The organism is Mesorhizobium sp. B2-7-2, from assembly GCF_006440775.1.
GTDB lineage: Bacteria > Pseudomonadota > Alphaproteobacteria > Rhizobiales > Rhizobiaceae > Mesorhizobium.
Genome location: NZ_VFTZ01000041.1, coordinates 18663 through 30277, shown reverse-complemented (window position 1 = coordinate 30277; position 11615 = coordinate 18663). Strand labels below are relative to the sequence as shown.

The window sequence follows — 11615 nt, the reverse complement described above, 5'->3', positions numbered from 1 at the left end:
CTACTCCCCTACTCCCCTACTCCCTCACCTACAGCGACAGCGCCGTCCGAAACTCCCGGGTCGAGTTGCGGCTGGGATAGGGTTCGTCCGGCACGGGAACGCCTAGATGGGCGCAAAGCGGGGCCCAGCCGTCGCCGAGCTTGTGGACCAGCAGACGTTCGGCCGGAACGGTGCTCAGCACCGCCTCGACATTGTCCCGATAGACGGCGATCGCATGGGCGCGGTCCTGCGGGCGGCCGCCAAAAACCTGTTTCGAAACGAGCGAGATGCCGAGCGACTCCTGGTCCGTGCTGCTGACGATCGCCGGCAGGATGGTTTTTTCGAAACTCTCCCACCAGCTTTCGGGCGAGCGCCAGGTCAGAATAACGCGTGCCTGCGGATAGATTTCGATCAGCTCGCGCCAGTAATGCGCCGAGGGCCAGTCAACGCAGGATTTATAACCGGCAAAGAGCCTGTCCCAGTCGGGCGCGGCGCCCTTGGCCAGCGCCCGCCAGAGCAGCTTCTGCTCCTCATGCGCCATTACCTCCGACATATGGTGGCAAGGACCGAAACCGAGCATGGTCAGCGCCTCGCGCATCGAATCCGTGCCGGTCCGGCCGAAGCCGGTTCCAATCACCTTGAGCGACATTTCCCCTCCTCCTCCCGTCTTCAAGCGGTTGCGATCAATCTCCCTGGACCACGAGCCGCAGGCGGTTGCCTTCCGGATCGGCGGTCGAGATAACGCGACCGTCCCTTTTCACCGGTATGTCGGCCGCTTCGAGCCTGCGCTCCACGGCGGCGAGCTCCTGCGCCGAGCCAAGCTCGATAGTGAAATGGTCGAGGCCGGCCGCACCCGGCGGCGGCTCGCGCAGCTCGTCGCGCGCCCAGATGTTGAAGGCCACCATATGGGCGCGGCGCGCCGTGCCGCAGTCGAACATGCCAAAGGTCCGGGACTGGATATGCGGCCGGAAGCCGAGCACGCCGAGATAGAATTTCATCAGCATCTCGGGCGCGCGGGCGCGCAAATGGATGTGGCCGATAAAGGCATCCTGCGCCATCTTCGGCTCGATATGGCCGGAGTTGCCGAGGTCGCGCAGCAGGCCCGACACATCCAGCGGCTCGAGCCCCGAATGGGCGCTGCCGTCGGTGGCAATCAGCGTCACGCGGCCATTGGGCGACACTTCGCGGCGCAGCAAGCGCTCCGGCGTGTCGAAGCAGATTTCGATGCCGTTACCGGAGGGGTCGGAGACATAGAGCGATTCCGAAACCAGATGATCCTGGGCGCTGAACCGTAAGCCAAATGCCTTGAGGCGGGCGGCTGTATGCGCGAGATCGCGACGGCTGGTGATATGGATGGCGACGTGGAAGAGATCGCACGACTTCTGCGGCAGCGGTGCCTCCGCGCCGGCATGGAGCACGATCAGCGTCCGGCCGCCGGCGCCAAGCTCCGCCATGGTGGCGTCCTCGCCAAGCAGCGCCAACCCAAGCGCGTCGCGCCAGACATTCAAGGCCGCCGGCACGTCGGTCACCTTGAGATGGACCGGCCCGAGACGGGTCACCGGAGACAGCAATCCATCATCCATCGTCGTCTGTCCGATTGCGGCCAATGACATATTAGCTGTGAATGAATTGCCTGTCGCGCCCCAAGTTCGGGTTGACCCCTCCCCGGCGGGCGGCGACTATTGCGACGGCCGGTTTTTCTGGAATTGGTTCAGCAGGAGGAGATCGCATGGACGAGACCGAACAGTGGCGCAACATGGCGAGCGCGCCGCGGGACGGCAGCCGCATCCTCGTGACGGTGCGTTCCTCCGAGCAGGGACCGGCCGAGGTCGACATGGCCTACTGGTCGCGCGCCGACCAGTTCGGCGAGGAAGGCTGGCGGGCGTCGGACTCCTCGCCCGGCCGCATCGTCGAATACGCAGAACCGGAACTCAGATGCTGGATGCCGCTGCCGACCGCAGGACGCGGGACGATGCCGAGCCCCTGGGAGGGAGATGACGTGCCGCTGGTGGATGGAGAGGGAATTTAGCTAGGCAATCCCCTTCCTTGTGGGAGAAGGGGGAACCTAATCCTCAGAACAAGAACGCCGCCGTGGCTGGATCGGGTCCCGTCCGGCCGTCGGGCGAATCCAGACCGTGAACGGTCTGCATGTCGTCCGCGTCCAATTCGAAGCCGAAGATGTCGAAATTGCCGGCGATGCGCTCCCGGTGGATCGACTTCGGAATGACGACCAGCCCCTCCTGCAGGTGCCAGCGGATGATGACCTGCGCCACCGACTTGCCGTGCTTCTTCGCGATCTTCTCCAGCGTCGGATCGCCCAGCAGCCGGCCGCTGCCCAGCGGGCTCCAGCTCTCGATACGGATGTTGTGCCTGGCGTGAAAATCGCGCTTATCACGCTGCTGGAAGCGCGGATGCAATTCGATCTGGTTGACGACCGGCGTCACGCCGGTCTCGCCGACGATACGCTCCAGATGGTCCTGGTTGAAGTTCGAGACGCCGACAGACTTGATACGGCCGGCCTTCCGCAGCTCGACCAGCGTCTTCCAGGCCTCGACATATTTGTTCTGGCTGGGCACCGGCCAGTGGATGAGGAACAGGTCGATCTGGTCAATGCCGAGTTTTTGCATCGTCTCGTCGAAGGCGCGCAGCGCCGCGTCACGCTGATGCGCGCCGTTGCGCAGCTTGGAGGTAATGAACAACTCGCCGCGCGGCACGCCGGCAGCACGGATCGCCTCGCCGACGCCTTCCTCGTTGCGATAACCCTCGGCGGTGTCGATCAGCCGGTAGCCGGCCTCGATGCCCCAGCGCACAACCTTGGCCGTGATCTCCGGATCGACCTGCCAGACGCCCAGCCCGATCTGCGGGATGGTGGCGCCGTCGTTCAATTTGAGCTTTTCGGGCATGGGAGGTTCCTTTTGGAAGGGAGGGTGGTGCCGACTATGTAGGCCACGGGTTGGGGAATGCCAGTCAGGGAGAGAGAAGATGGCGCAGCGCCGAAGCTGCCAATCTCCCCTCGTGGGGGAGATTAGCAGTTCCCGCGCCTCAGCCCCTCGCCCCGAACCGCAGCCCATCCATCAAGAGCTTCACCAGCCGCCCCGACCGCTCGCGCCAGTCCGGCGTATTCGGCGCCGAGTAGATGCCGCCCAGCGCATGCATGACGTCGGAGGCGTCGACGTCGGCGCGGATTTTGCCCGAGGCGGCGGCGGCCTCGATCAGGCTTCGCATGGCGCCCGAGACGCGGCCTGAAGTGTCGGAGAACAGCGTCGAGTTGGTGGTGAGCAATAGGCGCAGGCTGGTGGCGAGGCCGCGCTTGGTGGCGATATAGTCGACGAAGCGCTGCATCCAGAGCTCCAGTGCGACATCGGCAGCGTGCTCCCGGGCGAGTTCCTCGGCCGCGTGGCAAAGTCCCTCCACCTCGCGGCGATAGACGACCTCGACCAGATGCTCGCGGGTTGGGAAATGGCGGTAGAGCGTGCCGATGCCGACCCCTGCCCGTTTGGCGATCTCCTCCAGCGAGGCGTCGACGCCATCGGCGGCGAAAGCCTGCGCCGCCACCTCGACCAGCCTGTCGCGGTTGCGTTGCGCATCGGCGCGCAACGGCTTTGGCGCCTGCGCGTCGCGCTTTGCTTTAGCGGTCATTTCCTGGTCAGGCACTTTTTTCTCCACCGAACGCAATATGGGGGGTTGAACCATGACAGCCCAGACCCCACGTAAATAAACGGAGGCACCTCCGTTTATGTGGAGTGCTTTTATCATATAACCAGGGGAAGCGATATGTCACGTAGAGAAGGACGGCAAGCGCACCCTGGTTGGTGCAGACGGGCGCGCTCTGCGACGCCTCTGGTTGGCGAATCCGCTCGTGAGTTCGTCATCCTAGGGCGAAGCAAGGAGCGAAGCGACGCGGCGCAGACCCTAGGATCCATGCCATACCCTGCGAGCGCGGCTACGGTGCAGAATTCTGGCCCGCCGCGATCCTCGGCAAACGCGACGGCATGGATCCTCGGGTCAAGCCCGAGGATGACGACCGCAGAGGTTGCGTCCCTCCAGCCATTACCCTTGCCCCTGTCCTCCCAAGCCCCATTTCCATCCGCTCAAGCGTCCAGCAATCGGAGCCCGACGCCCCATGAATGATCAAGTCACCATCAGTCCCACCACGCTTTCCCTCAACCTCACCATCAATGGCCAGGCCCACGCGCTGGAGATCGAGCCGCGCGTGACGCTGCTCGATGCGCTGCGCGAACGGCTCCACCTCACCGGCACCAAGAAAGGCTGCGACCAGGGCCAGTGCGGCGCCTGCACCGTGCATGTCGACGGCGAGCGCGTGCTGGCCTGCCTGACGCTCGCGGCCCAAGTCGAAGGGCGCTCGATCACCACCATCGAGGGCCTTGCCGGCCAGGACGGCACGTTGCATGCCGTGCAGGCCGCTTTCCTCGATCAGGACGCCTTCCAGTGCGGCTATTGCACGCCGGGACAGATCATGTCGGCGGTGGCCTGCATCCGCGAGGGCCATGCCGGCTCCGACGAGGAGATCCGCGAATACATGGCCGGCAACCTGTGCCGCTGCGGCGCCTATCCGCACATCGTCGCCGCCATTCGCCAAGCCGCACAGGAGCTGCGCTCGTGAGAGATTTTTCGTATCTACGCGCCGACAGCGTCGAGGCCGCGCGCAACGCCGCCGCCCTTCCCGGCGCCATGCTGCTTGCAGGCGGCACCACGCTCATCGACCTCGCCAAATGCGGCGTCGCCGAACCCTCGACCGTCATCGACATCAGCCACATCGAAGGGCTCGACGCCATCGATGTCACTGCCGACCGCGCCGTGATCGGCGCGCTGGCCAGGATGAGCCATGTCGCCGACCACACCTCCGTGAAGAGCTGCTTCCCGGCCGTATCGGAAGCCCTGTGGCAGGCGGCCTCGGCGCAGTTGCGCAACATGGCAACCGTCGGCGGCAATCTGATGCAGCGCACGCGCTGCCCCTATTTCCGCGATCCGCAAAATTTCCCGGCGTGCAACAAGCGCGCGCACGGCAGCGGCTGCTCGGCGATCGGCGGCGCGACGCGCGGCCATGCGGTGCTCGGCGTGAGCGAGGCCTGCATCGCCACCTATCCGGGCGATCTCGCCGTGGCGCTCGTCGCCTTCGACGCCGAAGTCGATCTCGGCGGGCGCAAGCTCAAGGTCGAGGACTTCTTCCTTGCGCCGGGCGCCACCGCCGAGCAGGAGCACGACATCCGCCCCGGCGAAGTGATCACCGCAGTAGAGATCCCAGGCTCGGCCGCGGCCAGACGCTCGACCTACATCAAGGTGCGCGATCGCCAGTCCTATGAGTTCGCGGCGGCAAGCGCGGCCGTCGGACTGGAACTTGAAGGCGACGGCCGCACCGTGCGCGACATCCGCGTCGCGCTCGGCGGCGTCGCCACGAAACCTTGGCGGGCGCGCGCCGTCGAAGAGGCGCTGAAAGGCAAGGCGATCGACGAAGCCACGATCCGCAAGGCGAGCGAGCTCGCCATGGAGGGCGCCGTCGACCATGGCGCCAACCACTACAAGATTGCGTTGGCGCCGCGCGTGATCGCGCGCGCCATTCTCAAATTGGGAGAGACGGCATGACCGTTCATGACATGAAACACGCCGCGTCCGACAGCGCGCGTCTCGAAGCGGTCGGCGGGCGGCTGTCGCGCGTCGACGGACCGGCCAAGATCACGGGCGCAGCGAAATACGCCTTCGAGCAGCAGCTCGATGGGCTGACGCATGCGGTGCTGGTCGGCGCAACGATCGCCGCCGGCAAGGTGACGGCGATCGACGCCCGCGCGGCCGAGACCGCGCCCGGCGTGCTAGCCGTGCTGACGCCCGACAACATCATGGAATTGAAGGGCGCATCGGACTGGCTCGGCAACCCGCCCTCGCAGCCGACCTATGCGCCGCTCGTGCGCGAAGTCACCTTTTCCGGCCAGCATGTCGCGGCGGTGGTGGCCGAGACATTCGAGCAGGCGGTCGCCGCCGCGGCGCTGGTCAAGGTGTGGTATGACGAGACGCCGGCTATCGTCGACCTAAGCGACGGCAAGGCCGGCGACGGCATCCCGATCGACGCCATGACCAAGGAATGGGGCGACGCTGAAGCCGCCTTCGCCGAAGCGCCTGTGCGCATCTGCGCGGCCTACAACACGCCGCGCGAATTCCAGGCGGCGATGGAGCCGCATGGGCTGATCGCGCGCTGGGAGGGCGACGAGCTGACCATCTGGGAGCCCAGCCAATGGCTCGACGGCATGGCGCGCACCTATGCCGAGTGGTTTTCCGTGCCGTTCGAGAATGTGCGGCTGGTCTCGCCCTATGTCGGCGGCGGCTTCGGCTCCAAGGCGGTGGCGCTGGCGCACAGCGCGGTTGCGGCGGCTGCCGCCAGGATGCTCGACCGGCCGGTGAAGCTGGTGCTCACCCGCCCGCAGAATTTTACGTCCTATGGCGGTCGCGCGGCGACGCGTCAGACCGTTGCGATCGGCGCCGACAGGGATGGCAAAATCCAGTCGATCGTCCATCGCGGCGTCAACGAGACAGCGGTCGACGGGACGTGGGTCGAGCCGCTCGGCTCCGTCACCTCGATCATGTATGCCACGCCCAACTTCTCCTCGAAGCAGAATGTGGTGCGGGTCAATACGGTGGTGCCGGGAGCAAAACGCGCGCCGGGGGAGAACCCGAGCGCCTTCGGCATCGAAAGCGCCATCGACGAGCTTGCCTATGAGCTCGGTATCGATCCGCTGGAGATGCGGCTGATCAATTATGCCGAGCAGGACCCGCATGCGAAGAAGGCGTGGTCGACACGCCAGTTGCGCGAAGCCTTTGCCGCCGGCGCGGAGGCCTTCGGCTGGGCGAAGCGCAGCAACGCGCCGCGCTCGATGCGCGACGGCCACCAGCTCATCGGCTGGGGTGTTGCGGCCGGCACCTATCCGGTGCGGCGCGCGCATGGCGAGGCGGTGGTGAAGCTGCTTTCCGACGGTTCCGTCGAAGTCGAAAGCTCGTCCATCGACATGGGCCAAGGCACTTACACGATCCTGGCGCAGACCGCGGCCGAGACGCTTGGCGTGCCGGTGGAGCGGGTGTCGGTGAAGCTCGGCGACTCGCATTTCGCCCGCGCCGGCGTCACCGGCGGCTCGCGACTTGCCGGCGTCATGACCGGCGCCGTTCACAAGGCGGCAGGCCAGGCGCTGGACGAGCTGATCGGGCTCGCGCTTTCCGAACCGCGCTCGCCGTTCCAGAAGCTGCAGGCGAACACGCTGCAAGTGAGGGATGGCCGCATCGCCTCGCCGCGCGGCGAAGGGCCGGACCTGTCGATCGCAGACTTCATGGTGGCGATCGGCCGCGACCAAATCGAAGCCAAGGGCGACACGCTGCCGGCCAGCACGACGCCGGAAGAGCGCTACAAGAACTACACCACGATAGCCATGTCGATCCCGCACACCGAGGGCGACTATTCGCGCCATTCCTGGTGCGCGCATTTCGTCGAGGTGCGCATCGACGAGGATTTCGGCACGGTGCGCGTGGCGCGCGTGGTGTCGGCGCTGGATTCAGGCCGGCTCTACAACCCGAAGCTGGCGGAGAGCCAGTGGAAGGGCGGCATCATCATGGGCATCGGCCAGGCGCTGCTCGAGGAAGGCGTCGTCGATCGTCGCCACGGCCGCATCGTCAACGGCAATTTCGCCGACTACATGCTGCCGACCAATGCCGATATCCCGGACATCCAGACCATCTCGGTCGGCATCCCCGACCCGCACTCCTCCGCCCTTGGGGGCAAGGGCGTGGGCGAACTGGCAATCGTCGGCATCGCGCCGGCGATTGCCAACGCAGTGTTCCACGCGACAGGGAAAAGGGTGCGGGATCTGCCGATCACGCTGGAGAAGCTGATCTGAGGTCGACGCCAGGGACGCCCTTTACCTGGCGGGCAGCAGGTGTCGATGGTCGCGCCGACGGGCTCGCCGGCCGAGCGCGCATCGTCAACTTCTTGGCCCGCGCCGGCGGGCGTGCATGCGTCTACGGCACAAGCAAAACCCCGGCGCGAGGCTGGGGTTTTGCTCGGTCTGTCAGATCAGAACTTGTAGCTGAGGCCGACCCGCAGATCGTGCGTCTTGAGATCGATGTTCGCAACCGTGCCAGGACCGAACAGCGGCACCGAGATATCCTTTTTGCCGAAGTCGGAGTAGCGATATTCGACGCGCGCGATCCACCTGTCAGTGAAAGCGTGCTCGATGCCCGCTCCAACCGTCCAGCCGACATGGGTTTCGTCGTGGATCGGTATTGAACCGCTGGTGCCGATCAAAGTCATTTCATACTTGGCCGCGGCCACGCCCGCGGTGATGTAAGGCAAGGTCCGATCAAACGCATAGCCGGCGCGCAGCCGTGCCGACCCCGACCACTGGAGCTCGCTCTTGAGCAACGCGCCGGCACCGGCGAAGGTCCCCACCGCATCTACATTGCTGTACGCAATGTCCGCCTCGGCGCCGAGCACGAAGCGGTTCGCCATCTCCTGATTGAAGCCGATATGGATGCCGCCAATGAAACCGCTGGGATCGAGGGGAAGGTTAACATCGGTGCCCCCGACGCCAGCGCCGGCGATGAAGAAATTGGATTTTCCGGCGACGTAGCCGAAGTGAGCGCCAGCATAGAGGCCAGACCAATCGTAGTCGGCGGCAACGGGAAGGGTTTCATTGGTGTCCGCCGCGGACGCCATGCCGACAGACGTGAGAATAAAGGCCGTAGCGAGAAGAATCGTTTTCATTGTTGTTTGCTGCCCCAAGGTGTTGCGCTCCCCCGCTGCCGAAATGCTCAGCGGAGTTCAAGTTAACGTCGAGAGCCCCGATGTTGCATTGTTCGCCAGCGGCGTCTTGGGCTGAGCCGCACCTGAATTGTCCCGGAGAGTGCCGCAACGCTTTCCCGGTCAGTGTGGCCATATAGCCTCAGTCGATTGCCGGTCTGGACGCGGCGTTTGGGCGTGAGTCTACCTGGCACCGCCCGGCGCCGACGAGGAGTTCGGCGCGGCCAGCTCAGCGGCGAGCGGCAGCCTGATCAGTCACGAAAGGCATGCCTATGTCCGAAATCAGTTTGACGAGATCGGCTTGGCGCCTCGTGCCGGTCTTGGCGAATATCCGGTTGAGATGGGTCTTCAACGTGTTTTCACTGATGCCGAGCAACGAGGCGCTCCTGGACGCGGGCAATCCGCTGCCGATCCGCAGGAGGACCCGGGCCTCCGCGGGAGTAAGGTCGAACAGCGTCGTGAGAACGGCCTCCGGCAGCGGAGAAGAGGACGTCGTGGTCGATACGAACACGGCCGCGCAGGCGGGCCGGAAAGCCGCGCGCGCGGTTCCTTCGGTCAGCGGCAACACATAGGCTACGGCGGGCGGTTGACCCGGCGCTGAAACGGGCAGCCCTATGCCGCGAGAGCCAAGCGAACCATCTGCGCCGGCAGCGCTGGCTAATGCTTCCGCCAACGCGCGGGCGACCACCGGGTTCTGCGGTTGGAGCAGGCCCTTCCTGGAAAGAATGGGACCCTGCACGGAAAACATCCGGTCGGCAGCCCCATTCGCATGGAGGATTGCTCCGTCGGCGCCGGCAAGAACGATAGGCACGGCGAGATGGTCGAGCGCTTGGCGATAGAAATTGGCGGTAATGCGGGTTTGATCGAGCAGATCTCCAATCAGGGAAGCGCGGCGCAGATGCGGCGAGAGCAATGCCAGGAACCGCTGCTCTTCAACGGTTATGATACCCCTGTTGGCACGCGTAGTGCAGCCCATGAGCCCAATCCGGTCCGGCGTGTGAACGAATTTGGTGATGCAAGCCTCGCGCAATCCCTGCGGTCCGGCCCAATTCTGGAAGAACGGCGTTTGCTGGAGCTCGGCCTCGCTCATATGCGACAGCGTCGCAACAGGCGTGTCGATGTCGCCCATGACTGCTGCCTTCAATCCGGGAATTTCGTCAAAGTCATAATCTTCCTGGAGCGCGCGCATTTGCACCGGATCCCAAGCTGATTGAGCCGCGAAACGGCCCTGATTGTCAGCAGTGCTGGCCAGCGCGACAGTGGTATAGGCGGCGTCGACAGCTTCGGTGACCCGGGTCATCACTCCGGTCCAGCCTTCCGGATTCAAAACGCAATCATAAATTTCACCGATAATCGAAAAAAGTATTTCGCTGCCCAGCCTCTCCACCACGCCCCCTGACATGCCCTGCCCCGCATGAGGGATGAGCGAAAAACGATGAATACAGCACCAAATTGACAGCCGTCCGGCGCAAAAAACGCCGATCCCGTCTGGAAGGATTTCGCGACGTCATACTTTGGGGTGACGCCACGCGTGGTTGAACTCGATTAAGGGTCTAATGCGATCGGTCGAACGCCGAGCGATCAATGTCGCTTGTTATTCCCGGATTGGAAAGCATCGCGTTCGACAATTTTTGAAGCTGTAGTTTTTCGAGGTGTTCGATTGTCGCGAAAGACGGTGTTTTCATCGGCTCAGTTGCCCTCGCATCTTAATGAACGCGATCGGTTTTCCCTTTGGCAGGACATCCATGTCGCGGAGATATGGTCGGTTGAATACGGCATATCCGCGGACCTGCCTTTCGAGGCAGCGATCGAAGCCACGGCTGTCGGATCAGTGGTTCTCGGCCAGATGTCCGGAACGATCAGGCATGCAACGAGGAAAACAAGCAACATTGCCGACGACGGCAATGACGGATATCTCCTGCTGATCAACAAGGCCGACTCCGTTTTGACCGGGGCGCAGGTCGGCCGCGAGTACGGCGTCAGCAAGGGAGAAGCGGTCCTGGTCACGGCATCGGAAGCACTGAAAATGGTCGGTGCCGACCGGAATGTGTGGTCGAACGTGGTGGTCCCACGCGCCGTCCTCGTACAGGCCTTCCCACAGATCGATGACAGGCTGGCGTTGAAGATCGGCGCCGAAAACGAGGCTCTCGATCTTCTCAAGCGTTATTGCCAACTTCTCGAGACCGGCCGCCCCCTCGTCTCGGCCGATCTCATCATGCACGCAACGGACGTGATCGTCGATCTGATCGGTCTGGTGACGGGCGCGAAAGGTGAGGCTGCCGAATTGGCCGGCCTGCGCGGCCTGCGAGCGGCCAGGCTGCGGGCGGTCCTGGCCAACATCGCAGACAATTTCGCCGATCCTGGCATCTCCGCGCAGGGCGTCGCAAAGGAACTCCGTCTGTCGACGCGCTATATTCACGACATTCTCCAGGAGACGGGTATCAGCTTCTCCGAGCGTGTGCTCGAACTGCGCTTGCAAAGCGCACATAAGATGCTCGCCCAAAGACACAATGACGACATGCGGGTCAGCGAAATTGCGATGATGAGCGGGTTCAGCGACGTGTCCTACTTCAATCGCTGCTTCCGCCGTCGCTTCGGCTACACGCCAACAAGCGCCAGATAGAACCGGCATCTCCCGAAACCGGTCAGGCGACGCGATTTCCGATTTTCCCATCCGCTCTATCTGTTTGTTTTAGCCACATTTCTGCGACGCCAAGTAACGCCGCTTGGCTGCAAAATTCTCGGTGGTGCCAAAGCATCACAACGCGCAGAAAAGAACCGGCACCTCTTTCCAGTCCAATTCCAGTGCGGCGCTGCCCAAGACAACGCCGGGCTCCAA

At 64.1% G+C, this 11615-nt stretch carries 11 protein-coding genes; 5 read left to right on the top strand and 6 right to left on the bottom strand.

Translation table 11 applies throughout. The annotated features are described in order from the left end of the window. Positions 1-28: 28 nt before the first annotated feature. The gene (locus FJ425_RS30370; RefSeq protein ID WP_140727823.1) at positions 29-628 is read right to left on the bottom strand and encodes a sulfotransferase family protein; all 600 of its coding nucleotides are present in this window, start codon (positions 626-628) and stop codon (positions 29-31) included. A 34-nt stretch (positions 629-662) separates the two neighbouring features. Further along, positions 663-1562, bottom strand: coding sequence for a VOC family protein (locus tag FJ425_RS30365; protein WP_140727821.1), 900 nt, complete (start codon positions 1560-1562; stop codon positions 663-665). 146 nt (positions 1563-1708) lie between these two features. Between FJ425_RS30365 and FJ425_RS30360 the strand changes: the two genes are divergently transcribed. After that, positions 1709-2008: a hypothetical protein gene (locus tag FJ425_RS30360; protein WP_095768322.1), complete on the top strand. Its 300-nt coding sequence runs from the start codon at positions 1709-1711 to the stop codon at positions 2006-2008. Positions 2009-2051: 43 nt separating this feature from the next. Here the strand turns inward: FJ425_RS30360 and FJ425_RS30355 are convergent, their stop codons facing one another. Both FJ425_RS30355 and FJ425_RS30350 read right to left on the bottom strand, forming a co-directional pair. Next, entirely contained in the window at positions 2052-2882 is an 831-nt protein-coding gene (locus tag FJ425_RS30355) for an aldo/keto reductase (RefSeq protein ID WP_140631571.1), read from the bottom strand. Between the two features lie 139 nt (positions 2883-3021). Then, positions 3022-3618 (bottom strand): TetR/AcrR family transcriptional regulator, encoded by a 597-nt coding sequence (locus tag FJ425_RS30350; RefSeq protein WP_140632055.1) that lies wholly within the window; start codon positions 3616-3618, stop codon positions 3022-3024. A gap of 484 nt (positions 3619-4102) precedes the next feature. On the opposite strand from FJ425_RS30350, the gene FJ425_RS30340 reads away from it, so the two are divergent. Genes FJ425_RS30340 through FJ425_RS30330 form a run of 3 tightly spaced genes read left to right on the top strand, consistent with a single transcriptional unit; the run spans position 4103 to position 7874 of the window. Continuing rightward, positions 4103-4603: a (2Fe-2S)-binding protein gene (locus FJ425_RS30340; protein WP_181164905.1), complete on the top strand. Its 501-nt coding sequence runs from the start codon at positions 4103-4105 to the stop codon at positions 4601-4603. Continuing rightward, on the top strand, positions 4600-5583 hold the full coding sequence (locus tag FJ425_RS30335) for a xanthine dehydrogenase family protein subunit M (protein WP_140631574.1): 984 nt from the start codon (positions 4600-4602) through the stop codon (positions 5581-5583). The genes FJ425_RS30340 and FJ425_RS30335 overlap by 4 nt, the downstream gene beginning before the upstream one ends. Further along, positions 5580-7874 carry a xanthine dehydrogenase family protein molybdopterin-binding subunit gene (locus tag FJ425_RS30330; RefSeq protein WP_140631576.1) on the top strand — a complete coding sequence of 765 codons (2295 nt, stop codon included), beginning with the start codon at positions 5580-5582 and terminating at the stop codon, positions 7872-7874. The genes FJ425_RS30335 and FJ425_RS30330 overlap by 4 nt, the downstream gene beginning before the upstream one ends. 176 nt (positions 7875-8050) lie before the next feature. Here the strand turns inward: FJ425_RS30330 and FJ425_RS30325 are convergent, their stop codons facing one another. Together FJ425_RS30325 and FJ425_RS30320 are read right to left on the bottom strand one after the other, a co-directional pair. Beyond that, entirely contained in the window at positions 8051-8740 is a 690-nt protein-coding gene (locus FJ425_RS30325) for an outer membrane protein (RefSeq protein WP_140631578.1), read from the bottom strand. Between the two features lie 265 nt (positions 8741-9005). Continuing rightward, positions 9006-10178: a LuxR C-terminal-related transcriptional regulator gene (locus FJ425_RS30320; protein WP_246673349.1), complete on the bottom strand. Its 1173-nt coding sequence runs from the start codon at positions 10176-10178 to the stop codon at positions 9006-9008. Positions 10179-10436: 258 nt separating this feature from the next. On the opposite strand from FJ425_RS30320, the gene FJ425_RS30315 reads away from it, so the two are divergent. Then, complete coding sequence (locus FJ425_RS30315; protein ID WP_140631581.1) at positions 10437-11399, top strand: AraC family transcriptional regulator; 963 nt, start codon at positions 10437-10439, stop codon at positions 11397-11399. Positions 11400-11615: the final 216 nt, after the last annotated feature.